Genomic DNA, 23,279 nt, shown 5'->3' on the forward strand with positions numbered 1-23,279 from the left:
GCGAGCGCCGCCGAAAGGACGATGGCGGCGTTGTCCGTCAGAGCCGCAGCGTGATCGCTGACAGGGCGCAGACCAGCAGGAACGGGATCGCGATGCGGTGGAACTCGCGCAGGCCGTGCGGCACCTTCGCCAGCCGCAGCGCGATCAGGTTGGCCAGCGAGCCCAGCACGCAGCCGAAGCCGCCCACGCTCACGCCCGCGGCCAGCGCCGGCAGGTCGTGCACGTAGCGGTCCAGCAGGATGGTGGCCGGCACGTTGCTGATGAACTGCGAGACGGCGATGGCGGCCAGGTAGGCGCGCCAGCCCTCGTCGATCGGCCACTGCTGCAGCAGGGCGGCGATGGTCGGCAGTTCGGCGAACTGGCGCAGGTCCACGAACATCAGCGCGATGATCAGCAGCAGCGTCCAGTCGATGCCCAGCAGCACGCGTGGGCGCAGCAGCAGGAAGGCGCCGAACACCAGGCCCAGGCCGGCCGGCAGCCAGCGTTGGTCGAGCGCGACCACGAAGGCGACGAAAAGCAGGGCAGACAGTGCCAGCAGCCGCGGCTGTGCGGGCGCGGCCTCGCCGGCCGGCTTGAGCTGGATCTCCACGCGCGGCACCAGGAAGCGCACCGCGGCGAAGAGCCAGAACAGCATCACGGCCACGGTGGGCGCCATCATGCCCATGAAGCCGATGAAGCTCTCGCCCGAGCGGTGCCACAGGTAGAGGTTCTGCGGATTGCCGATCGGCGTGAGGGCCGAGCCCGCGTTGACGGCCAGCGCCTCCAGCACCACCAGCCGCGCCAGCGGCAGATGGGCCTGGGCCGCCAGCACGCGCGTGAGCGGCACCAGCAGGAACAGGCTCACGTCGTTGGTGACCAGGGCCGACAGGCCGGCCGCGGCAGCCACCAGGAAGAAGACCAGATGGCGCAGCTCGGTGGTCTGCGCCAGGAGCCGCGCGGCCACGGATTGCAGCACGCCGCTCTTCTCGACGCCCTGCGTGATGGCCAGCAGGCCGGCCAGCGCGCCGAGCGTCTGCCAGTCGACCAGCTTCAGGTAGTCCAGCGGCGCGCGCGGGCGCATGACGGCGAAGACGATCGCCACGGCCAGCAGCACCCACAGCAGGCCGTTGCCGCCGCCGTGCTCGGCGCCGGCGTCAGGAGGCGTCGCGTTCACGCAGCTCGCGCTTGAGCACCTTGCCGATCGCGCTGCGCGGCAGCTCCTCGATCAGGTGCAGGCGCGCCAGCCGCTGGGTCTTGCCGACCTGCGCATTGGCCCATTGCAGCAACGCCTCGGCCGGCGTGCCGTCGCCCGCACGGCGCACGACAAAGGCGACCGGGGTCTCGCCCCATTGCTCGGAGGGGACGCCGACCACGGCGGCCTCGGCCACCGCGGCGTGGCCGCGCAGCACGGCCTCCAGGTCGCTCGGGTAGATGTTGAAGCCGCCGCTGATGATCATGTCCTTCTTGCGGTCGAACAGCGTGAGGAAGCCGTCCTCGTCGAAGCGGCCGATGTCGCCGGTGCGGATGAAGCGCTTGCCCGTGGCGTCGAACCACTCGGCCTCGCGCGTCTTCTCGGGCTGGCGGTGGTAGCCGACCATCATGCCGGCCGAATGGCCCACCACCTCGCCGGCCTCGCCGCGCGGCACCTCGTGGCCCGATTCGTCGATCAGCCGGATGTCGCTGCCCTCGGCCGGCTGGCCCACGGTGTGCAGCTTGTCCGGGTGCAGGTGGGCTTCCAGGATGCAGGTGCCGCCGCCCTCGGTCATGCCGTAGAACTCGACCAGGCCGCCCGGCCAGCGCTTCAGGACGTCGGCCTTGAGCGCGGCGCCGAAGGGGGCGCTGGTGCTGAACTTGAAGCGGAAGCGCGAGAGGTCGTGGCGGTCGAAGTCCGGGTGTGCCATCAGGCGCTGGTACTGAACCGGCACCAGCATCGTGTGTGTCGCGCGGTACCGCTCGGCCAGGGCGAGGTAGGCGGTTGCGTCGAACTTGGGCATCAGCACCACGCAGCCGCCGTAGGCCAGCGTGGGGAAGAAGACTACCAGCGTGGTGTTGGAGTACAGCGGCGTCGACAGCAGCGTGACCGTCTCGGGGCCGTACTCGTACTTCGCCCCGCGGCGCACGTGGGCCCAGCGCATGCCGTGGCCCTGCACGATGCCCTTGGGCTCGCCGGTGGTGCCGGAGGAATAGATGATGTTGAAGGGCCAGGAGGGCTGCGGCTCGACCGGCAGCGGACGCGTGCCCGCCGGCGCCAGCCAGGCGTCGAAGTCCGATCCGGCCGCACTGCCGTCGATCGCCACGCGCGGGATCACGCCTTCGGCGGGCACGCCGAACAGGCCCGTGGTCGTGGCATCGAGGAAGAGGAGGCGCGCCTGCGCGTCTTCCGTCATCCGTGCCAGGCTGGCTGGCGTGGCACTCGGTGCCAGCGGCGCGACGGCGACGCCGGCACGCAGCGCGCCCAGGAACAGCGCCGCGTAGCGCGTGCCGGAGCCGGCGCAGACCGCGATCGCATCGCCCGCGCGCAGGCCGTCGCGCTGCAGGGCCGCGGCGACGCGGTCCATCAGCGCGTCCAGCGCGCGGTAGTCGAGGCTGTGCTCGGGATCGACCAGCGCTGGGCGCTGCGGGGCTTCCTGCGCATGTAGCCGGATCAGGTCGGCGATCACGCCGAACTCGCAGGCCGTGAGGGCCTCGATGCCGCTCATCACGACCCTCCTTTTTCGGTCAGACGCCGGCAGCGTGCGCCTGCTGGTCCGCGTGGTAGCTGCTGCGCACCATCGCGCCCACCGCGGCGTGGCTGAAGCCCATCTTGTAGGCCTCTTCCTCGAACAACTTGAAGGTGTCGGGGTGCACGTAGCGGCGCACCGGCAGGTGGCTGTTGCTGGGGGAGAGGTACTGGCCGATGGTCAGCATGTCGATGTCGTGCGCGCGCATGTCGCGCATGACCTGAAGGATCTCCTCGTCGGTCTCGCCCAGGCCGACCATGATGCCGCTCTTGGTCGGCACGTTCGGATGCAGGGCCTTGAACTTCTTCAGCAGGCTCAGGCTGAACTGGTAGTCGCTGCCGGGGCGTGCTTCCTTGTAGAGACGGGGGATGGTCTCGAGGTTGTGGTTCATCACGTCCGGCGGGGCGGCCTTGAGGATCTCCAGCGCGCGGTCGTCGCGGCCGCGGAAGTCGGGCACCAGGATCTCGATCTGGGTCTGCGGCGAGAGCTCGCGCGTGTGGCGGATGCAGTCCACGAAGTGCTGGCTGCCGCCGTCGCGCAGGTCGTCGCGGTCCACGCTGGTGATCACCACGTACTTCAGGCGCAGCTTCGCGATGGTCTTCGCAAGGTTGAGCGGCTCGTCCTTGTCCAGCGGGTCGGGGCGGCCATGGCCCACGTCGCAGAAGGGGCAGCGCCGCGTGCACTTGTCGCCCATGATCATGAAGGTGGCGGTGCCCTTGCCAAAGCACTCGCCGATGTTGGGGCAGGAGGCCTCTTCGCAGACCGTGTGCAGGTTGCTCTCGCGCAGGATCTGCTTGATCTCGTAGAAGCGGGTGCTGGGGCTGCCGGCCTTGACGCGGATCCACTCGGGCTTCTTGAGCACCTCGGCCTGCACCACCTTGACCGGGATGCGCGAGAGCTTGGCCGCGGCCTTTTGCTTGGCCAGCGGGTTGTAGGTGTCGGCGCCTTGGGCGTCGCGGACGACTTCGGTGGTGCTCATGGCGGTGCGTGGGTGGTGGTCAGCGGGCGAGGTAGACGGCGAGCTTGGCAGCCAGTACTTGCGCGGCCTCGTCCCAGGTTGTTTGGACGCCGATTGTAGAAAGATCGACGGTTTTCAGGCCAGCGTAGCCGCAGGGGTCGATGCGGGTGAAGGGTTCCAGGTCCATCGCCACGTTGAGCGCGACGCCGTGGTAGGTGCAGTGCCGGCTGATCTTGATGCCCAGCGCGGCGATCTTGCCGAGACCGCGGAAGGGGTCGGCCGGATGGGCCGGGCCGGTCAGCGCCGCGTGCGAGAACGGGTCGTCCAGGCGCACGTAGATGCCGGGGGCGCCGCCCACGCGGTGGCCGGTGACGCCGAAATGCGACAGCGTGCGGATCACCGATTCCTCGATCCGGTAGACGTATTCCTTGACGTAGTAGCCAGCGCGCTTGAGGTCGATCAACGGATAGGCCACCACCTGGCCCGGGCCGTGGTAGGTGACCTGGCCGCCGCGGTCGGTCTGAATCACCGGGATCGCGCCCGGGGCCAGCACGTGGCCTGCGCGGCCGGCCAGGCCCTGGGTGTAGACCGGCGGGTGCTCGCACAGCCACAGCAAGTCGGCCGATTCGGGCGTGCGCCCTTGCGTGAGGCGCTGCATCGCGGCGAAGGTAGGCAGGTAGTCGACCCGGCCGAGCCAGTCGACCTCCAGCGTCACAACACCACCTTGACCATCGGATGCGCGGTCAGCGCCCGGTAGATGTCGTCGAGCTGCTCGCGGCTGGTGGCGGTCACCGTGATGGTCACGCCCAGGTAGTTGCCGGCCGAGCTGGGGCGCAGCTCGACGGTGCTGGCGTCGAAGTCCGGATCGAAGCGCTCGGCGATCTGGGTGATCGCGTGCACGAAGCCGTCCGCCTTCGCGCCCATCACCTTGATCGGGAATTTCGAGGGGTACTCGATCAGCGAATCCTTGCGTGCGTCGATCGGCTTGTCGGTGGGTTGATCGGTGGGCTTGTCCGTGGGCTCGCTCATGCTGTGACTCCTTGTTCCTGTGCGCTGCGTTCCTTGGCGCGCTGATAACCGGCATCGATGGCCTGGAACACCGGCCCCACGCGGCCGCTGCCGATGGGCCGGCCATCGAGTGTGACGACCGGCTGCACCTCCTTGCTGGCCGAGGAGATCAACAGCTCGTCGGCGCCGAAGACCTCCTCGCGCGCGATGCGGCGCAGCGTGAAGGGAATGCCGGCCTCGACGCAGATGCGCTCGATCAGGCCGTAGCGGATGCCGGCGAGCACCATCTCGTCCTTCAGAGGGCCGGACACCGCGCCATCCTTCACCACCCAGACGTTGCTGGACGAGGCTTCGCTCAGCCAGTCGCCGCGGAACATGATGGTCTCGGCCGCGCCGGCCTCCACGCTGATCTGCCGCGCCAGCACCGCGCCCAGCAGGCTGGTGCTCTTGATGTGCGCCTTCTGCCAGCGGAAGTCATGCGCACTGACGCAGGCCACGCCCTTGGCACGCACCGCATCGGGCACCGGCTTCATCGGGTTGAGCATCATGAACACGGTGGGCGTGAGCCCCTTCGGCATCGCATGCTCGCGCGGCGCCACGCCGCGCGTGACCTGGATGTAGATGGCCTGCACGGCCGCGCGCTCGGCCGGCGGGCTGGCCTCGATCAGGCGCATCGCGGTCGCGCGCCATGCGCCATGCGACAGCGGGTTGGGCACGCGCAGCTCGGCCAGCGAGCGGCCCAGCCGGGCCATGTGCTCCTCGAAGCAGAAAGGTGCGCCGCCGTAGACCGGCACCACTTCGTACACGCCGTCGCCGAAGATGAAGCCGCGGTCGAGCACGCTGATCCGCGCATCGCGCAGCGGCGTGTAGTCGCCGTCGAGGTAGCAGAGAGAATCGGGGAGGGCGTCGACGATCGGATGCATGAGGGATTATGGTGGGGGCATGGGCGCGCTTTCCAACGTGCCCATCTTCATCCGCCCCGCGCGCAAGGGCGTTGCGCGAGCTGACTGGAAGCTGGCGGAGGGCCGTGGGTTTCTACTTATAATCAGTGGCTTTGTGAAAATTCTGGGTCGTCATCCGGGCTTCATTACGATATGAAAACAATGGCCCGCGATGACCGAGACAGGGATGTCCATGAGGACGGACAGGACCTGGATGCCGACTTCAAGCCGCTGAGTGCCGAAGAGGCGCAGCGGCTGCGCGAACGGAAGCCGTTGATCTCGCCTTGGCGCGTGATCGCGATCCAGGTCGTGGCGGGGCTGCTGGTGGCTTTGGTCGCCTGGGGCTTGTCGGGGAGGCTGAGTGTGGGATGGTCCGCCGGCTACGGCGCACTGGCGGTGGTGATTCCCTCCGCGGTGTTCGCAAGAGGGCTGACCGGGAGGTTTTCTTCGTTGAATGCGGGCACCGCGGTGTTCGGATTCTTCTTGTGGGAAATGGTCAAGTTGGTCTTGTCGGTGGCGATGCTGCTCGCCGCGCCAAGACTGATAACGGCGCTGAGCTGGCCGGCAATGCTGGTCGGCCTGGTGGTGACAATGAAGGCGGCCTGGGTGGCAGTGATGCTGGCACCCAAGGGCCGGAAAATTTAAAGACGAGTAACGGATGGCTGCTGAAAACGCTGCGGAACATGGGGGTCAGACCGCTGGTGAATACATCGTTCACCACTTGACCCATCTTCAAAGCTCCAAGCCGGCAGGTGTTGCCGATTTCTCGGTTTTCAACTTCGATTCCATCTTCTTCGCGATCCTGCTGGGCGTGATCGGCTGCTGGCTGCTCTGGCTGGGTGCGCGCAAGGCGACCTCGGGCGTGCCAGGGCGCTTCCAGGCCGCCGTGGAGATCCTGGTCGAGGTGGTCGACCAGCAGGCCAAGGGCATCGTGCACAACGCGACCAGCCGCAAGTTCGTCGCTCCGCTCGCGCTCACCGTCTTCGTGTGGATCTTCATGCTCAACGCGATGGATCTCTTGCCGGTCGATCTGCTGCCCTGGATCTTCGGCTTGATCCATGGCGATCCGCATCACGCCTACCTGCGCGTGGTCCCCACGGCTGACCTGTCGGTCGCCATGGGCCTGTCGGTTTCGGTACTGCTGATCTGCCTGTACTACAACATCAAGATCAAGGGCGCCGGCGGCTGGGTGCACGAGTTGTTCACCGCGCCCTTCGGCAACCACTGGGCGCTCTATCCCTTCAATTTCGCGATGCAGCTCATCGAGTTCGTCGCCAAGACGGTCTCGCACGGCATGCGTCTGTTCGGCAACATGTATGCCGGCGAACTGATCTTCCTGCTGATCGCACTGATGGGCGGCGCCTTCACGCTGTCGGCCACCGGCGTCCTCCTTGCGCTGGGCCACATCATCGCCGGCACCGCGTGGGCCATCTTCCACATCCTGATCATCACCCTGCAGGCCTTCGTGTTCATGATGCTCACGCTCGTGTACGTCGGCCAGGCGCACGATGCCCACTGATTGGGCGTTGATCGCGCGCTGATCCCCCGTTTCGTTTTTTCCTTTCTCTTCAACCAAAGTCCTTAGGAGTCATCATGGAAGTTATTAGCTTTGTCGCTCTGGCCGCCGGCCTGATCATCGGTCTCGGCGCCGTGGGTGCCTGTATCGGCATCGGCATCATGGGCAGCAAGTACCTCGAGTCGGCCGCCCGCCAGCCCGAGCTGATGGGTGAACTCCAGACCAAGATGTTCCTGCTGGCCGGTCTGATCGACGCCGCGTTCATCATCGGTACCGGTATCGCGCTGTGGTTCGCCACCGCCAACCCCTTCCTCGCGCAGATCGCCAACCTGCCGAAGTAATCGGCTGAGACTTTCTCGTCGAACCCCTGTCGTTCCCTCGGAGCGGCTTCGGATTCAAACCCAATGAGAGGGTAAAAAGTGAGCATTACCGGTACCCTGATCGTCCAGATGATCGTGTTCCTGATTCTTGTCGGGTTCACGATGAAGTACGTGTGGCCGCCGATCGCCAAGGCGCTGGACGACCGTGCCCAGAAGATCGCCGACGGCCTGGCCGCCGCAGACAAGGCCAAGGCCGCGCTGTCCGAGGCGGACAAGCGGGTGGAAGTCGAACTGGGCAAGGCGCGCAACGAATCCGCGCAGCGTCTTGCCGATGCCGAACGTCGTGCGCAGGCCATCGTTGAAGAGGCCAAGGCCCGCGCCACGGAAGAAGGCAACAAGATCGTCGCCGCCGCCCGCGCCGAAGCAGATCAGCAGGCCGTGAAGGCACGCGAGGCCCTGCGCGAGCAGGTGGCCGTGCTGGCCGTCAAGGGCGCCGAGCAGATCCTGCGCAAGGAAGTCAACCCGGCCGTGCACGCCGACCTGCTGGCCCGCCTGCAGACCGAACTCTGACCGCACGCCATGGCTGAACTCGCTACCATCGCACGCCCCTACGCCGAGGCCCTGTTCAAGGCGTCCTCGTCGGACCTCGCCGGCGCCAGCGCCTGGCTCGAAAGGGTCGCGGCCATCGCCGCCAACCCCGAGCTTCAGCAGTTCGCCGACAACCCCAAGGTGACGCCCGAGCAGGTGCTGGGCGTGATCGCCGGCGCCAACGGCGCGGAGCTTCCGAAGGCTGCCAGCAACTTCCTGATGGCGCTGCTGGACAACGGCCGCTTCACCGCGCTGCCGGAGATCGCCAAGCAGTTCCGCGCCCTCGCGAATGCGCAGAGCGGCTCTTCCGACGCCATCGTCTACAGCGCCTTCCCGATCGACGGCGCGGCCCTCGATGGCGTGGCCGCCGCGCTCGAGAAGCGCTTCGGCCGCAAGCTGCAGGTCAGCGTGCAGCAGGACCCTTCGCTCATCGGCGGCATCCGCGTGGTGGTCGGCGACGAGGTGCTCGACACCTCCGTCAAGGCTCGCCTCGAACAAATGAAAGTTGCGCTGGCAGCCTGAGGCCGCCAGCCCCCTCAACGAAAGAAGGAAAGAGTCATGCAACTCAATCCCGCAGAAATTTCCGAGCTGATCAAGAGCCGCATCGAGGGCCTGGGCGTCAGTGCGAACATCCGCAACGAAGGCACCGTGGTGTCGGTGACCGACGGCATCGTGCGCGTGCACGGCCTGTCGGACGCGATGCAGGGCGAAATGCTCGAGTTCCCGCCCACGGCCGACGGCACCCCCTCGTTCGGCCTGGCGCTGAACCTCGAGCGCGACTCGGTCGGCGCCGTGATTCTGGGCGAGTACGAGCACATCTCCGAAGGCGACACCGTCAAGTGCACGGGCCGCATCCTGGAAGTGCCGGTCGGCCCCGAACTGGTCGGCCGCGTGGTGAACGCCCTGGGCCAGCCCATCGACGGCAAGGGCCCGGTCAACGCCAAGCTGACGGACGTGATCGAAAAGGTCGCCCCCGGCGTGATCGCCCGGAAGTCGGTGGACCAGCCGATGCAGACCGGCCTGAAGTCCATCGACTCCATGGTGCCGATCGGCCGCGGCCAGCGCGAGCTGATCATCGGCGACCGCCAGACCGGCAAGACCGCGGTGGCGATCGACGCGATCATCAACCAGAAGGGTCAGAACATGACCTGCGTCTACGTCGCGATCGGCCAGAAGGCTTCGTCGATCAAGAACGTGGTGCGCGCGCTGGAGCAGGCCGGTGCGATGGACTACACGATCGTGGTGGCGGCTTCCGCTTCCGAATCGGCCGCGATGCAGTACGTGGCCGCCTACTCTGGCTGCACGATGGGCGAGTACTTCCGCGACCGCGGTCAGGACGCACTGATCATCTATGACGACCTGTCCAAGCAGGCCGTGGCCTACCGCCAGGTCTCGCTGCTGCTGCGCCGCCCGCCGGGCCGCGAAGCCTACCCCGGCGACGTGTTCTACCTGCACAGCCGCCTGCTGGAGCGCGCCGCGCGCGTGAACGCCGAGTACGTCGAAGCCTTCACCAAGGGTGAAGTCAAGGGCAAGACCGGCTCGCTCACGGCGCTGCCGATCATCGAGACGCAGGCCGGCGACGTGTCCGCCTTCGTGCCGACCAACGTGATCTCGATCACCGACGGCCAGATCTTCCTGGAAACCAACCTGTTCAACGCCGGCATCCGGCCCGCCATCAACGCGGGTATCTCGGTGTCGCGGGTCGGCTCGTCTGCGCAGACCAAGGTCATCAAGGGCCTGTCGGGCGGTATCCGTACCGACCTCGCGCAGTACCGCGAGCTGGCTGCCTTCGCGCAGTTCGCTTCCGACCTGGACGAAGCCACCCGCAAGCAGCTGGACCGCGGTGCCCGCGTGACCGAACTGCTGAAGCAGGCCCAGTACAGCCCGCTGCCGATCTCGCTGATGGGCGCCTCGCTGTTCGCGGTGAACAAGGGTTTCATGGACGACCTCGAGGTCAAGCAGGTGCTGCCTTTCGAGCACGGCCTGCACCAGTTCCTGAAGTCCAGCCACGGCGCACTGCTCGACAAGATCGAGCAGGCCCGGGCTCTCGACAAGGATTCCGAAGCCGAGCTGACCGCCGCGATCACTTCCTTCAAGAAGTCCTTCGCCTGATCGAGAAGGAGTAGTCCTATGGCAGCCGGCAAGGAAATCCGCGGCAAGATCAAATCGGTGGAGAACACCAAGAAGATCACCAAGGCCATGGAAATGGTGGCCGCGTCGAAGATGCGCAAGGCGCAGGACCGCATGCGCGCCGCCCGGCCGTACAGCGAGAAGATCCGCAACATCGCGGCCAACCTCGGCCAGGCGAACCCGGAGTACACCCACGCCTTCATGAAGACCCACGACGCCAAGGCGGTGGGCTTCATCGTGGTCACCACCGACAAGGGTCTGTGCGGCGGCATGAACACCAACGTGCTGCGTGCCGTGACCACCAAGCTGCGCGAGCAGCAGCAGGCCGGCAACAAGGTCGAGGCGGTGGCGATCGGCAACAAGGGCCTGGGCTTCCTCAACCGCATCGGTGCGCGCGTGGTCTCGCATGTCACCCAGCTGGGCGACACGCCGCACCTCGACAAGCTGATCGGCCCGGTCAAGGTGCTGCTCGACGCCTACGCCGAGGGCAAGCTCAGCGCGGTCTACCTCTGCTACACCAAGTTCATCAACACGATGCGCCAGGAGTCGGTGGTGGAGCAGCTGCTGCCGCTGGCGGCCGACTCGCTGAAGATGGAGAAGGGCCAGCACTCGTGGGACTACATCTACGAGCCCGACGCGCAGAGCGTGATCGACGAGCTGCTGGTGCGCTACGTGGAGTCGCTGGCCTACCAGGCGGTGGCGGAGAACATGGCCTCGGAGCAGTCGGCGCGCATGGTCGCGATGAAGGCGGCCACCGACAACGCGGGCAACGTGATCGACGAGCTCAAGCTGGTCTACAACAAGACCCGTCAGGCCGGCATCACCAAGGAGTTGTCGGAGATCGTGTCGGGCGCCGCGGCGGCCGCGGGCGTTTGAGCGCCTGTTCAAGCGTTCAACTGACGACAACCAGATTCAATTTTTATCGGAGCGAATGATGGCTCAAGAAACAGCAGTTCAAGGCAAGATCGTCCAGTGCATCGGCGCCGTGGTCGACGTGGAGTTCCCGCGCGACCGGATGCCCAAGGTGTACGACGCCCTGAAGTACGAAGAAGGCGGCCTGACGCTCGAAGTGCAGCAGCAGCTGGGCGACGGCGTGGTGCGCACGATTGCGCTGGGCTCGTCCGACGGCCTGCGCCGCGGTATCGTGGTCACCAGCACCGGCGCGCCGATCACGGTGCCCGTGGGCAAGGCCACGCTGGGCCGCATCATGGACGTGCTGGGCCGCCCGATCGACGAGCGCGGCGACGTGGACCAGACGCTCACCGCCTCCATCCACCGCAAGGCGCCCGTGTACGACGAGCTCTCGCCTTCGCAGGACCTGCTCGAGACCGGCATCAAGGTGATCGACCTGGTCTGCCCCTTCGCCAAGGGCGGCAAGGTGGGCCTGTTCGGCGGCGCCGGCGTGGGCAAGACCGTGAACATGATGGAGCTCATCAACAACATCGCCAAGGCGCACTCGGGCCTGTCGGTGTTCGCCGGCGTGGGTGAGCGCACCCGCGAGGGCAACGACTTCTATCACGAGATGGCCGACTCCGGCGTCGTGAACCTGGAGAACCTCGGCGAGTCGAAGGTGGCCATGGTCTACGGCCAGATGAACGAGCCCCCGGGCAACCGCCTGCGCGTGGCACTGACCGGCCTGACCATCGCCGAATCGTTCCGCGACGAAGGCCGCGACGTGCTCTTCTTCGTCGACAACATCTACCGCTACACGCTGGCCGGTACCGAAGTGTCGGCGCTGCTGGGCCGCATGCCTTCCGCCGTGGGCTACCAGCCGACGCTGGCCGAGGAAATGGGCCGCCTGCAGGAGCGCATCACGTCCACCAAGGTGGGCTCGATCACCTCGATCCAGGCCGTGTACGTGCCGGCGGATGACTTGACCGACCCCTCGCCCGCCACGACCTTCGCCCACCTGGACTCCACCGTGGTGCTGTCGCGTGACATCGCCTCGCTTGGCATCTACCCTGCCGTGGACCCGCTGGACTCGACCTCGCGCCAGCTCGACCCGCACGTGGTCGGCGAAGAGCACTACAACGTGGCCCGCGCCGTGCAGGGCACGCTGCAGCGCTACAAGGAACTGCGCGACATCATCGCCATTCTGGGTATGGACGAACTGGCGCCCGACGACAAGCTGGCCGTGGCCCGCGCCCGGAAGATCCAGCGCTTCCTGTCGCAACCCTTCCACGTGGCCGAAGTGTTCACCGGCTCGCCCGGCAAGTACGTGCCGCTGGCCGAGACCATCCGCGGCTTCAAGATGATCGTCAATGGCGAAGCCGACCACCTGCCCGAGCAGGCCTTCTACATGGTCGGCTCGATCGACGAGGCCTTCGAGAAGGCCAAGAAGGTCGCTTAAGGAAAGATCACCATGGCAGGCACCATTCATGTGGACGTGGTCAGCGCCGAGGAGTCCATCTTCTCGGGCGAGGCCAGGTTCGTCGCGCTGCCGGGTGAAGCCGGCGAGCTCGGCATCTATCCGCGCCACACGCCGCTGATCACGCGCATCCGGCCCGGCGCCGTGCGCATCGAGACGGCCGACGGCAACGAGGAGTTCGTCTTCGTGGCCGGCGGCATCCTGGAGGTGCAGCCCAACACCGTCACCGTGCTGTCCGACACCGCCATCCGCGGCAAGGACCTCGACGAGGAAAAGGCCAACAAGTCCAAGGCCGCAGCCGAGGAAGCGCTGAAGAAGGCCAAGAGCGACATCGACATCGCGATGGCCCAGTCCGAGCTGGCCGTGATGGCCGCGCAGATTGCTGCGTTGCGCAAATATCGCCAGAAGAAATAGAGAGGCTGAGCCTCATCGAAAAAGCCGCCCTCGGGCGGCTTTTCCTTTGTTATTCGAACCAAAATAGGCCGAAGTTAAATCTTGTTCGGCTGAAGCGGGCCGCCTAGTATTCGCCTTCGCCCAGCGGCCCCGTGCCGCGGGTCGATGACGACAAGGACGGAGACAAGACGCTTGGCACCCTGGAGCGGCCTCACTGCCGACGAGATGGCGCTGCTGGAGACCACCTTCTGGTCCGCCGGCGGCTCGCGCCATGCCATGGCCGAGCGTCTGGCCTTCTCCAAGAGCAAGGCCAATGCGCTGATCGCCGGCCTGGTGGACCAGGGTCTCCTGGCCGAAGCCGGCCTGCAGCGCTCCTCCGGTGGCCGCCGCGCCGAAAACCTCCAACTGCATGCCGGCCTGGGCGTGCTGGTCGGCGTGGACATCGGCGCCACCAGCCTCGACGTGGCGGTACTGCGGCCGGACCTCTCGGTGCTGGCCCAGCACGCCGAAGCCGCCGATGTTCGCGAAGGCCCGGGCACGGTGCTGGCACGGGTGCGCCAGCTCATGCGCGAGCTGCTTGGGCGCTGCGGCTTCGCGCCCCGGCAGGTGATCGGCATCGGCATCGGCGTGCCGGGCCCGGTCAACTTCGAGATCGGCCAACTGGTCAATCCGCCGCTGATGCCGGCCTGGGACAGTTTCTCCATCCGCGACTACCTGCGCGAGGACTACGCGGCGCCGGTCTTCGTCGACAACGACGTGAACCTGATGGCGCTGGGTGAGCTCTGGCGGCTGAAGCGCTCGCTCTCCAACTTCCTGGTGATCAAGGTCGGCACCGGCATCGGCTGCGGCATCGTCTGCCATGGCGAGGTGTACCGGGGCGCAGCCGGCTCGGCCGGCGACGTGGGCCACATCTGCGTGGACCAGGACGGGCCGCTGTGCCACTGCGGCAACGTGGGCTGCGTCGAGGCGATGGCCGCCGGCCCCGCCATCACGCGCATGGCCGTGCAGGCGGCCGAGGCCGGCGAGAGCAATGCGCTGGCCGAACGGCTGCGCACGCAGGGCCGCATCGATGCGGTGGACGTGGGCCAGGCCAGCCGCGCCGGCGATGCCGCGGCCAACGCCATCGTGCAGAAGGCCGGCCAGCTGATCGGGCAGATGCTGGCCTCCGTCGTCAACTTCTTCAATCCCTCGCATGTGTTCATCGGCGGGGGCATCACCCACATCGGGCCGCTGTTCCTGGCGGCGCTGCGCCAGAGCGTCTACCACCGGTCGCTGGCGCTGTCGACGCGCCACCTCGAGATCCAGTACACGCCATTGGGCGGGCAGGCCGGCCTCGTGGGCGCGGGGGTCCTGGCGATGCACGAGACGCTCAAGGCACGGGGAGTCGCGCCATGAAGCCCGGCGTCGCGGTCGAGTTCGAGCAGGTCGTGAAGGCCTTCGGGCCGGTGCAGGTGTTGCACGGCGTGAGCTTCCCGCTGGCACCCGGCCGCGTCTACGGCCTGCTCGGCGAGAACGGCGCCGGCAAGTCCACCTTGATGAAGATCCTGGCCGGCTACGAGCCCGTCACCGGCGGCGTGGTGCGCGTCAACGGCGAGCCGCAGGTCTTCGCCAGCTCGCGCGAGGCCGAGGCGCTCGGCATCGTGCTGATCCACCAGGAGTTCAACCTGGCCGAAGACCTGAGCGTGGCGCAGAACATCTTCCTCGGCCATGAAAAGAAGAAAGGCTGGCTGCTCGACGACGCCGCGATGGAGCGCGACGCCGCCTCGGCCCTCGCGCAGGTCGGCCTCAAGGTCGATCCGCGCACCAAGGTCCGCCGCCTGATCGTGGCCGAGAAGCAGCTGGTCGAGATCGCCAAGGCCGTCTCGCGTCACGCGCGCCTCCTGATCATGGACGAGCCCACCGCCACCCTCACGCCCGGCGAGACCGAGCGCCTCTTCCGGCTGATCGCCCAGCTGCGCGAGGATGGCGTGACCATCGTCTACATCTCGCACAAGCTGGACGAGGTCGAGCGCGTCACCGACGAGGTGATCGTCATGCGCGACGGCCGCTTCGTCACGCGCGCGCCCACCGCCAAGCTCACGCGCCACCAGATGGCCAACCTGATGGTGGGGCGCGAGCTGGCGGACCTCTACCCGCCACGCGATCCGGTCACGACCGGCCAGGCACCCGCGATGCGGGTGCGTGGCTTCGGCGTGCCCGGCTGGGCGGAGGATGCGGGTTTCGAGGTGCGTCCCGGCGAGATCCTTGGCTTCGCCGGCCTGGTGGGCGCCGGCCGCACCGAGCTCTTCGAGGGCCTGCTGGGCCTGCGGCCCGCGAGCGGCAGCGTGGAGATCGGCGGCCAGGGCGTGCTGCTGCGCAATCCGCGCGACGCGGCGCGCCACGGCTTCACCTACCTCAGCGAGGACCGCAAGGGCAAGGGCCTGCACGTGCACCTGGGCCTGCGCCAGAACCTCACGCTGATGGCGCTGGAGCGCTATGCCGCGCCCTGGCTGAAGCCCGAGGCGGAGCGCGAGGCGCTCGCTGCCGCGGTCAAGGAATACGGCATCCGCACCGGCGACCTCGATGCACGGGCCTCGTCGTTGTCGGGCGGCAACCAGCAGAAGCTCGCGCTCGCCAAGGTGCTGCAGCCGCGGCCGAAGGTGGTCGTCCTAGACGAGCCCACGCGCGGCGTCGACGTCGGCGCCAAGCGCGACATCTATTTCCTGATCCAGCGGCTGGCCCGGGAGGGGCTGGCCGTGATCGTGATCTCTTCCGAGCTGATGGAGCTGATCGGCCTGTGCCATCGCGTGGCGGTGATGCGTGCCGGCCGGATCGTCGCCACGCTCGATGCCGACCAATTGACCGAAGAGGTGTTGATCTCCCATGCCACCGGAACCGCAACAAGCCACGCCTGAGGCCGCGGGCGCGATGCACCGCAGCGAATCGAAGCCGCGGTGGACCGAGCGCCTCCACGGCCTCGGCCCCGTGATCGGACTGGTGCTGCTGTGCATCGCCGGCACGCTGCTCAACAGCGACTTCGCCACGCTCGACAACGTGATGAACGTGCTGACCCGCACGGCCTTCATCGGCATCATCGCGGTGGGCATGTGCTTCGTCATCATCTCGGGCGGCATCGACCTGTCGGTGGGCTCGATGGCGGCGCTCATCGCCGGCTGCGTGATCATGTTCATCAACGCGATGGGGCCGGCGCTGGGCTCGCCGCTCTTGGCGGTGGTGCTCGGCGCGGTGCTGGCGGTGGTGCTCGGCGCCGTCTTCGGGCTGGCGCACGGCCTGCTCATCACCAAAGGCCGCATCGAGCCCTTCATCGTCACACTCGGCACGCTGGGCATCTTCCGCGCCTACCTGACCTACTTCGCCGACGGTGGCGCGCTCACGCTGGACAACGAGCTCTCCGACCTCTACGCGCCGGTCTACTACGCCAGCCTGCTGGGCATCCCGGTGCCGGTGTGGGTGTTCCTGGTGGTTGCCCTGATCGGCGGGCTGATCCTCAACCGCACCGCCTATGGCCGCTACGTGCAGGCCATCGGCTCCAACGAGCAGGTCGCGCGCTACGCGGCCGTGGGCGTGGACAACGTGAAGATCCTCACCTACGTACTGCTGGGCGTGTGCGTGGGCATCGCCACGCTGCTGTACGTGCCGCGCCTGGGCTCGGCCTCGCCCACCACCGGGCTGCTGTGGGAGCTCGAAGCCATCGCCGCGGTGATCGTCGGCGGCACCGCGCTCAAGGGCGGCGCGGGCAGCATCACCGGCACCGTCATCGGCGCGATCCTGCTCTCGGTCATCAGCAACATCCTCAATCTCACGAGCATCATCAGCGTGTACCTCAATGCCGCGGTACAGGGCTTCGTGATCATCGTGGTCGCTTTCCTCCAGCGCGGGCGCCGTTAGCGCGCCCATTTCCAACGACAGCTTTTTCAACAAGGAGACAGCCAGCATGAACCTCATCACCCGACGCCTCGCCCTCACCGCGGTCGCCGCTGCCGCCTTCGCGGCCATGCCGGCCCTGGCGGCCGAGAAAGTGAACCTCGGCGTCTCGATCCCCGCTGCGACGCACAGCTTCATGGGCGGCATCAACTACTGGGCCAACCAGGCGAAGAAGGACCTGGAGAAGGAGCACAAGGACCTCAAGATCACGATCAAGACCGCGGCCAACGCGCCCGAACAGGCCAACCAGCTGCAGGACCTCTCGACCGTGACCAAGATCAACGCGCTGGTGATCTTCCCCTTCGAGTCGGCCGCGCTCACCAAGCCGGTCGCGCAGGTCAAGGCCAAGGGCACCTACGTCACCGTGGTCGACCGCGGCCTGACCGACACCAGCGCGCAGGACGCCTACGTCGCCGGCGACAACACCGCCTTCGGCAGGATCCCGGCCGAGTACATCGCCAAGAAGCTCAACGGCAAGGGCGACATCGTGGCGCTGCGCGGCATCGCCACCACGCTGGACAACGAGCGCATGGATGCCTTCAACGGCGTGCTGAAGAACTACCCAGACATCAAGCTGCTCGACGCCAAGTACGCCAACTGGAACCGCGACGACGCCTTCAAGGTCACGCAGGACTACCTGACCCGCTTCAAGAAGATCGACGCCTTCTGGGCGGCCGATGACGACATGGCCTTCGGTGTGCTCAAGGCCATCGAGCAGGCCAAGCGCGACGACATCAAGGTCATCTTCGGCGGCGCCGGCGCCAAGAGCATGGTCAAGACCATCCTCGACGGCAAGGACCCGCGCATCCAGGCCGACGTGAGCTACTCGCCCAAGTTCATCTACGACGCGATCAAGCTGACGGCCGAAGCGCGGCTCAAGGGCGAGAAGCTGCCGGCGACGACGATCATTCCCTCGGTACTCATCACGAAGGAAAACGCGAAGGACTTCTACCACCCGAATTCCCCCTTCTGAGGCCTCGATGCCGGCAACAAGAAAGTTGCGCTACGCCATGGTCGGCGGCGGGCGCGATGCCTTCATCGGCGCGGTGCACCGCAAGGCGATCGCGCTCGACGGGCAGGCCGAGCTGGTGGCCGGCGCGCTCTCGTCCAGCCCCGAGAAGGCGCGCGAGTCCGGCCGCGCGCTGTGGCTGGCGGAGGACCGCAACCATGGCGACTGGCGGGCGCTGCTGGACGACGAGCTGAAGCGGGCGCCGGACGAGCGCATCGACTTCGTCTCCGTCGTCACGCCCAACCACCTTCACTTCCCGGTGGCGCAGGCCTTCGTCGAGGCGGGCTTCCACGTGGTCTGCGATAAACCCCTTGTGCACACGGGGGCGCAGGCCGATGCGCTGGTGGCGGCCGTGGCGCGCCAGGGCACCGTGTTCGCGGTCACCTACAACTACACCGGCTACCCGATGGTGCGCGAGGCGCGCGAGATCATCCGCAGCGGCCGGCTCGGCGGGATTCGCAAGGTGGTCGTCGAATACAACCAGGGCTGGCTCGCCACGCGCCTCGAAGGCGAGGGCAACAAGCAGGCCGAATGGCGCAGCGATCCGGCGCGCAGTGGCGCGGCCGGTGCGATCGGCGACATCGGCTCGCATGCCGAGAACCTGGTCGCGACCGTGACGGCCCTCGAGATCGAAAGCCTGTGCGCCGACCTGGGCGCGCTGGTGCCCGGCCGCGCACTCGATGATGACGGCAGCGTGCTGCTGCGCTTCAAGGGCGGCGCGCGCGGCGTGCTGATCGCCTCGCAGGTCAACACCGGGCTGGAGAACGACCTGCGCCTGCGCGTTTCTGGCACGCTGGGGACGTTGGTCTGGCGCCAGGAGCAGCCGAGCGAGCTGCTGCACCTGCCGCACGACGGGCCGCGGTGCATGCTCACGCGCGGATCGCCCTGGCTGGGCGAATCGGCGCGGCGGGCCAGCCGGCTGCCCAGCGGACATCCGGAGGGCTTCATCGAGGCCTTCGCCAATGTGTACGGCGGTGTCTTCGCCGACATCCGTGCGCGGCTCGCGGGACGGCCGGCCGAGGCCCTGGAGGCGGACTATCCCCGGGTGGAGGAGGGCGCGCGCGGCGTCCGCTTCATCGAGCGCGTGGTGGCATCGTCCAGGAGCGATGCCAAATGGACGGCGTGGTGATGACGAGCTCGATCGATCGGCCCCGGACCTTCAGCCCTTCGGCGCGTCGGGCCCGGTCCGGTTGATCCGGCCCTTGTGGACGGCCCAGACCTTGCCGTCCGGTGTGCCGACGTACATGGGCTGCCGTGCCCACAGGCTCCAGAAGACATGTGCTTCCGTCGGCGTGGCGTCCATCACGTGCGTCAGGTACAGGCCCGCCGCACGGGGATCCTGTCGCAGCGCCAGGCAGGTCCGCGTGAAGCCGCGCTGGGCGATCACGGCCGGCCCCTCCGTGATCACGCGGTAGGTGCCGCCCATGGGCACCACCCTGTTCGAGGTGGCGGCGGGCAGCAGGTAAACCACCCATCGGTGCGGCGTGTCGATGGCTTCGGCGGGCAGGACGACGGCGTTGTACTGCTCGGCGCAGGGCTCGAATCCAGAGCTCATCGCCAGCTGGCGTGCGCTCGCGGCGCCGGCCTCGAACGGGCTCAGCCGGGACGGCACGTCAAGCGTGGTGACTTCGTGGACCTGGTTGTCCTCGATGGAGACGGTGACCCGGTAGAGCGCCGATGGGGTCCGGTCCACGTAGGTGACCGCGATCAGGTCACCGAGTTCTTCCGTGATCCAGCCCTTGACGCGCGGATCCCTTCGAAAAGCGGGAATCCTGAGGACGGCCTCGGTGGCGGCGGCGATGGCGCGCTCGTGCCGATAGATGGCCACGCCCATGGTTTCGGCGCCCTGGATGCTGTCCGCTTCCTGCGCCGGTGACCGTGGCGGCTCCTGGGGTTCGCCGGCATGCGCGACCAGGCCGCCGAGCGCGAGGGTCAGTGCAATCAGATGGCGCGTCATGGTCCTCGTTGCTCCAGCATCCGGAAGCGGCGGATGCTAGCGATCGCCTGTGGGGACATCGATGCGATGAAACATTTCGCGGAAATTGAAGGGCCGGCCCCGTGAAAGAGGCCCCTCCGCGCTGGCGTACCGGCGGCGCCGCCGAGCGCCGGATGATGACCTCAGGGGACGCCGCTGCGCCCAGCCGAGCAGAGCCGTTGTGCCAGCCGTGCCAGCGCGGCTTCCGCCGATGGCTCGATCGCCGTCGAGCAGCCCAGCATCAGGTTCAGGCGCTGGCCAAGGCCTTCCACCATGACACCGCTGTCGCGCTCTCGGAGCACGCCGTCCGCATCCGGTGCACAGTCCCGGACCGCGCAGACGCGGCTCGCGTAGCTGTCTTCCGGAACGCCGTAGACGACCACCGGCTTTCCCAGCGCCACGGCGAAGCCGACTTCGAATACGGTGCCCGAATCCGGCTCGAGACCGCGAAAGTCGGCCAGATTGGCGATCAGTCCGTCGGCCTCGCGGATCAAGGCGACGTTGCCTTCGTAGATGCGCTGCGCGCGCTCGGCGTCGCTGCCTTCGAAACCCTCGTGCATGCCGCCGTCCGACGGCTCGACGCCCAGCAGCCCATGCCGTTCGCACAGGGCTTTCAGCCGTGCGTAGATCGCCGCGCTGCCGCGAAAGAAGATGTCGGGGCCGGCGAGGTACACGCGGGGCCGCGCGCCGGGCGGCTGATGCGGCGAAGCCGCTGTCTGTTCCATCGTTCTGGGGTTCCTTCCGTTCGCATTGTCCATCGCTCGAGCGGCGCGTAGGTGCCCTCCCACAGCAGTAACGCCCTTGCGCTGCTGACGTCGCCCCGCGGGCGGCGGAGCATTTCTTCACGATTCACCAGTTGAAAGGGAGATGCCGTATGGATGCGATGAACATGCAGGCCGCATGGGCGCTTGGTGCCGTCGTGGTCTTGGTCCTGTTGGCCTTGGGTGCCTATTTCTTCCATCGAAGACGACAGTCGCAAAGGCTCGAGCAACGCTTCGGCTCGGAGTACGGCCGCACGCTCAAGGCGCATGGCAGCCGCGCCAGGGCAGAGGCGGAGCTGCGGGAGCGGGAAGCGCGCGTCGGGAAGCTGCGCATCGTTCCCCTGTCGCCGGAAGACGCGGCGCGCTTCTCCGGCGCATGGAACAAGCTGCAGGCGCAGTTCGTCGACAACCCGGCCGGCGCCGTGGCGCAAGCCGACCAGCTCGTGCGGGAAGTGATGCGCAAGCGCGGCTACCCCATGGAGGACTTCGAGCATCGGGTGGCCGACATCTCCGTGGACCATCCGACGGTGGTGAACAACTACCGCGCCGCGCAGGACGTCCGCGCGCGTAACCTGCGCGGCGAGGTCGAGACGGAGGAATTGCGCAAGGCGGTCGTTCATTACCGCGCGCTCTTCGACGAGCTGCTCGAAGTGCGGGTGGTCGAGCCGGTCGAACCGCGCAGCATGCCGGCGAGGCCGGTGGAGGTGCGGTCATGAACTTCGAATCCGGTCAAAACGATCGCGGCGCGTCGCCCGAGGTGGCGCCCGACGACCTCTCGCAACCGGTGGTGCGCTCCCCTGAAGTGGCGGACCGCGTCGACGAGGAGGCGCTAGCCTCGCTCTTCACGCCCGAGGCGGCGCGGGCGTTCCGCGCCGACTGGGATGCGGTTCAGATCGGCTTCGTGGACAACCCGCAGCAGGCCGTCCAGAAGGCGGACGAACTGGTGCGCCAAGTGCTGGAGAACCTGGGCCAGACCTTCTCGGCGGAGCGGTCCGCGTTCGATGGACGTGGCGACGAGACGGAGCAGGCATCGACCGAGCGGCTGCGCATGGCGCTGCGGCGCTATCGCGCTTTCCTGAACCGGCTTCTGTCACTGTGACGCCGGATGCCCGGGATGCGGCACGGAGCCGGCACTGCGCCAGCGCCCTGCGGCCGAGTGCCTCACTCGGCCCGGATGTCGTTGTCCTTCACCACCTTGCCCAGCAGGTCGTAATAGTTCTTGGTGAGCGCGGCCAGCTGCTCGGGCGTGCCGCCACCGGCATCGTCGCCGCGGTCGGCAATGGTCTTCTGCACGGCCGCGTCCTTCAGCGCCGTGTTCATCGCCGTGTTGACCTTCTTCACGATGTCCGGGCTCAGGCCCGGCGGCCCGTACAGGCCGATGAAGGAGATCACCTCGAAGTTCTTGATGCCCTTCTCCGTGGCCGTCGGTACGTCGGGGAAGGCCGGCACGCGCTTGGGGCCGGTGGCCATCAGCGCCTTGAGCTGGCCGGACTTGAGGAAGGGCGCGACCACCGAAGACGCATCGAACATCGCCGGCACGCGGCCCGCGATCAGGTCGGTCATGGCCGGCGCGCTGCCCTTGTACGGCACGTGGCTCATCTTCGGCTTGCCGATGCGCTCGCGGAACAGTTCCATCGCGGTCTGCACCAGGCTGCCCGGCCCGCCCGAGGCATAGTCGACGGCCTTGCCCTCCTTGTCCTGCTGCTTGACCCAGGCGATGAAGGCATCCACGTCCTTCACCGGCAGGCTGGCCGGCACCACCAGCATCAGCGAGGAGGTCAGCAGCAGGCCGATGGGCGTCATCTTCAGCGGGTCCGCGACTGCCGTGTTGCGGTAGGTGTGCGGGTTGAGCACCATGTTGCTGCCGTTGCCCACCAGCAGGCGGTAGCCGTCCGGCGCCGACTTCAGCACGTAATCGGTGGCGATGTTGCCGTTGACGCCGGCCTTGTTGTCGATCACCACCGGCTGGCCCAGGTTGTTCTGCATGCCGGCGGTGAGGATGCGCCCCGCAAAGTCCGTCTGGCCTCCCGGCGGATAGCCCACCACCAGCGTGACCGATTTGTTGGGCCAGGCTCCTTGGGCGAGGGTCAGGCCGGGCAGCAAGCCGGCCCCGAGACCACCCAGGCCCAGTTGCAGGGCGCTGCGGCGCGACAGAGAGACGGGGGGCGCAATCGGCATCATGGTCTTCTCCCGACCTCGGCAAGGTCAGCCGGGCGATCATAGGAGCCCGGCGCGCGCGCCACAAGCGGGTTCGTCGCCGATGCGTCGGTCCGCTCCTACGCCCGCCGGCCGCTTGTCCGATCCCGGGCGTCGACCTTGGCCGCTCGTGGGAGCTGCGCACAGGCGCGCATCGTCGAACTCCCGACCGTGAAGCCCACAAGGAGATCCTCATGAACAAGCCAACCGACCAGAAGCCCGACATCCAGGGCGAAGGCAACTACGACGCCACCCGCCGCTACGACAAGGCCACCGCCGACTTCGTGCAATCCGGCAAGGTGGATCAGGCCGCGCGCGACGCGCGCCCGATGAGCGAGGCCGAGGCTGAAGATATGCGCCAGGCCGAGCAGGAAGGCAAGTCGCACGCCAAGGGCGAGGACCCGGCGCTGCGCAAGGGCGCCTCGAAGTAGCGAAGGCGCGCAGCGCGCAAGGCCGGTCGTGGCGATCCGGACGGCATCTACCGCCTGAGGCC

Annotated in this window: 26 protein-coding genes; 17 read left to right on the forward strand and 9 right to left on the reverse strand. The window is 67.6% G+C overall.

The annotated features are described in order from the left end of the window. Nucleotides 1-37 precede the first annotated feature (37 nt). Genes A8M77_RS00365 through A8M77_RS00390 form a run of 6 tightly spaced genes read right to left on the reverse strand, consistent with a single transcriptional unit; the run spans nt 38 to nt 5,588 of the window. Nucleotides 38-1,153, reverse strand: coding sequence for an SLC13 family permease (locus A8M77_RS00365; RefSeq protein WP_086919641.1), 1,116 nt, complete (start codon nt 1,151-1,153; stop codon nt 38-40). Further along, the gene (locus tag A8M77_RS00370; RefSeq protein WP_086919642.1) at nt 1,134-2,678 is read right to left on the reverse strand and encodes a class I adenylate-forming enzyme family protein; all 1,545 of its coding nucleotides are present in this window, start codon (nt 2,676-2,678) and stop codon (nt 1,134-1,136) included. Before A8M77_RS00370 ends, A8M77_RS00365 begins: the two co-directional genes overlap by 20 nt. 19 nt (nt 2,679-2,697) lie before the next feature. After that, nucleotides 2,698-3,678, reverse strand: coding sequence for a lipoyl synthase (lipA, locus tag A8M77_RS00375; RefSeq protein ID WP_086919643.1), 981 nt, complete (start codon nt 3,676-3,678; stop codon nt 2,698-2,700). A 19-nt stretch (nt 3,679-3,697) separates the two neighbouring features. Continuing rightward, on the reverse strand, nt 3,698-4,372 hold the full coding sequence (gene lipB, locus A8M77_RS00380; RefSeq protein ID WP_086919644.1) for a lipoyl(octanoyl) transferase LipB: 675 nt from the start codon (nt 4,370-4,372) through the stop codon (nt 3,698-3,700). Continuing rightward, nucleotides 4,369-4,686 (reverse strand): YbeD family protein, encoded by a 318-nt coding sequence (locus A8M77_RS00385; protein WP_086919645.1) that lies wholly within the window; start codon nt 4,684-4,686, stop codon nt 4,369-4,371. Before A8M77_RS00385 ends, lipB begins: the two co-directional genes overlap by 4 nt. Further along, a complete protein-coding gene (locus tag A8M77_RS00390; protein ID WP_086919646.1) occupies nt 4,683-5,588 on the reverse strand; it encodes an aminotransferase class IV in 906 nt (301 codons plus the stop codon). Before A8M77_RS00390 ends, A8M77_RS00385 begins: the two co-directional genes overlap by 4 nt. A 171-nt stretch (nt 5,589-5,759) precedes the next feature. Here A8M77_RS00390 and A8M77_RS00395 point away from each other — a divergent pair, with 171 nt between their 5' ends. The 14 genes from A8M77_RS00395 to A8M77_RS00460 all read left to right on the forward strand — a co-directional run bounded on the left by A8M77_RS00395 (nt 5,760) and on the right by A8M77_RS00460 (nt 18,983). After that, on the forward strand, nt 5,760-6,251 hold the full coding sequence (locus A8M77_RS00395; RefSeq protein WP_086919647.1) for an ATP synthase subunit I: 492 nt from the start codon (nt 5,760-5,762) through the stop codon (nt 6,249-6,251). Between the two features lie 13 nt (nt 6,252-6,264). Then, nucleotides 6,265-7,125 (forward strand): F0F1 ATP synthase subunit A, encoded by an 861-nt coding sequence (atpB, locus tag A8M77_RS00400; protein ID WP_086919648.1) that lies wholly within the window; start codon nt 6,265-6,267, stop codon nt 7,123-7,125. A 74-nt stretch (nt 7,126-7,199) separates the two neighbouring features. After that, the gene (gene atpE / locus A8M77_RS00405) at nt 7,200-7,463 is read left to right on the forward strand and encodes a F0F1 ATP synthase subunit C (RefSeq protein WP_007830191.1); all 264 of its coding nucleotides are present in this window, start codon (nt 7,200-7,202) and stop codon (nt 7,461-7,463) included. A gap of 78 nt (nt 7,464-7,541) precedes the next feature. Beyond that, on the forward strand, nt 7,542-8,012 hold the full coding sequence (locus tag A8M77_RS00410) for a F0F1 ATP synthase subunit B (protein WP_086919649.1): 471 nt from the start codon (nt 7,542-7,544) through the stop codon (nt 8,010-8,012). A 9-nt stretch (nt 8,013-8,021) separates the two neighbouring features. Continuing rightward, on the forward strand, nt 8,022-8,552 hold the full coding sequence (locus A8M77_RS00415) for a F0F1 ATP synthase subunit delta (RefSeq protein ID WP_086919650.1): 531 nt from the start codon (nt 8,022-8,024) through the stop codon (nt 8,550-8,552). A gap of 36 nt (nt 8,553-8,588) precedes the next feature. Beyond that, nucleotides 8,589-10,142, forward strand: a complete 1,554-nt coding sequence (gene atpA, locus A8M77_RS00420) for a F0F1 ATP synthase subunit alpha (protein ID WP_086919651.1) — start codon at nt 8,589-8,591, stop codon at nt 10,140-10,142. An 18-nt stretch (nt 10,143-10,160) separates the two neighbouring features. Continuing rightward, nucleotides 10,161-11,036, forward strand: a complete 876-nt coding sequence (atpG, locus tag A8M77_RS00425) for a F0F1 ATP synthase subunit gamma (protein ID WP_086919652.1) — start codon at nt 10,161-10,163, stop codon at nt 11,034-11,036. 58 nt (nt 11,037-11,094) lie between these two features. Further along, the gene (gene atpD / locus A8M77_RS00430) at nt 11,095-12,510 is read left to right on the forward strand and encodes a F0F1 ATP synthase subunit beta (RefSeq protein ID WP_086919910.1); all 1,416 of its coding nucleotides are present in this window, start codon (nt 11,095-11,097) and stop codon (nt 12,508-12,510) included. A 12-nt stretch (nt 12,511-12,522) separates the two neighbouring features. Continuing rightward, nucleotides 12,523-12,942 carry a F0F1 ATP synthase subunit epsilon gene (locus tag A8M77_RS00435; protein WP_086919653.1) on the forward strand — a complete coding sequence of 140 codons (420 nt, stop codon included), beginning with the start codon at nt 12,523-12,525 and terminating at the stop codon, nt 12,940-12,942. A gap of 204 nt (nt 12,943-13,146) precedes the next feature. Then, a complete protein-coding gene (locus A8M77_RS00440) occupies nt 13,147-14,316 on the forward strand; it encodes an ROK family protein (protein WP_086919911.1) in 1,170 nt (389 codons plus the stop codon). Next, complete coding sequence (locus tag A8M77_RS00445) at nt 14,313-15,815, forward strand: sugar ABC transporter ATP-binding protein (RefSeq protein ID WP_086919654.1); 1,503 nt, start codon at nt 14,313-14,315, stop codon at nt 15,813-15,815. The genes A8M77_RS00440 and A8M77_RS00445 overlap by 4 nt, the downstream gene beginning before the upstream one ends. Continuing rightward, on the forward strand, nt 15,784-16,809 hold the full coding sequence (locus A8M77_RS00450) for an ABC transporter permease (protein WP_192871526.1): 1,026 nt from the start codon (nt 15,784-15,786) through the stop codon (nt 16,807-16,809). The genes A8M77_RS00445 and A8M77_RS00450 overlap by 32 nt, the downstream gene beginning before the upstream one ends. Nucleotides 16,810-16,915: 106 nt before the next feature. Further along, entirely contained in the window at nt 16,916-17,818 is a 903-nt protein-coding gene (locus tag A8M77_RS00455) for a substrate-binding domain-containing protein (RefSeq protein WP_443269947.1), read from the forward strand. 7 nt (nt 17,819-17,825) lie between these two features. Further along, nucleotides 17,826-18,983 carry a Gfo/Idh/MocA family protein gene (locus tag A8M77_RS00460; RefSeq protein ID WP_086919657.1) on the forward strand — a complete coding sequence of 386 codons (1,158 nt, stop codon included), beginning with the start codon at nt 17,826-17,828 and terminating at the stop codon, nt 18,981-18,983. A gap of 30 nt (nt 18,984-19,013) precedes the next feature. Here the strand turns inward: A8M77_RS00460 and A8M77_RS00465 are convergent, their stop codons facing one another. Both A8M77_RS00465 and A8M77_RS00470 read right to left on the reverse strand, forming a co-directional pair. Continuing rightward, nucleotides 19,014-19,811 carry a hypothetical protein gene (locus tag A8M77_RS00465; RefSeq protein WP_086919658.1) on the reverse strand — a complete coding sequence of 266 codons (798 nt, stop codon included), beginning with the start codon at nt 19,809-19,811 and terminating at the stop codon, nt 19,014-19,016. A gap of 161 nt (nt 19,812-19,972) precedes the next feature. After that, complete coding sequence (locus tag A8M77_RS00470; protein ID WP_086919659.1) at nt 19,973-20,554, reverse strand: nucleoside 2-deoxyribosyltransferase; 582 nt, start codon at nt 20,552-20,554, stop codon at nt 19,973-19,975. 149 nt (nt 20,555-20,703) lie between these two features. On the opposite strand from A8M77_RS00470, the gene A8M77_RS00475 reads away from it, so the two are divergent. Beyond that, nucleotides 20,704-21,306 (forward strand): hypothetical protein, encoded by a 603-nt coding sequence (locus A8M77_RS00475; protein WP_202820589.1) that lies wholly within the window; start codon nt 20,704-20,706, stop codon nt 21,304-21,306. After that, on the forward strand, nt 21,303-21,689 hold the full coding sequence (locus tag A8M77_RS00480) for a hypothetical protein (RefSeq protein WP_086919660.1): 387 nt from the start codon (nt 21,303-21,305) through the stop codon (nt 21,687-21,689). Before A8M77_RS00475 ends, A8M77_RS00480 begins: the two co-directional genes overlap by 4 nt. Before the next feature lie 62 nt (nt 21,690-21,751). On the opposite strand, the gene A8M77_RS00485 is transcribed toward A8M77_RS00480, so the two are convergent. Beyond that, complete coding sequence (locus tag A8M77_RS00485) at nt 21,752-22,768, reverse strand: Bug family tripartite tricarboxylate transporter substrate binding protein (RefSeq protein WP_238136664.1); 1,017 nt, start codon at nt 22,766-22,768, stop codon at nt 21,752-21,754. A 212-nt stretch (nt 22,769-22,980) separates the two neighbouring features. Here A8M77_RS00485 and A8M77_RS00490 point away from each other — a divergent pair, with 212 nt between their 5' ends. Further along, complete coding sequence (locus A8M77_RS00490; RefSeq protein WP_086919662.1) at nt 22,981-23,217, forward strand: hypothetical protein; 237 nt, start codon at nt 22,981-22,983, stop codon at nt 23,215-23,217. Nucleotides 23,218-23,279 lie beyond the last annotated feature (62 nt).

This window comes from Variovorax sp. JS1663 (genome assembly GCF_002157355.1).
GTDB lineage: Bacteria > Pseudomonadota > Gammaproteobacteria > Burkholderiales > Burkholderiaceae_C > Variovorax.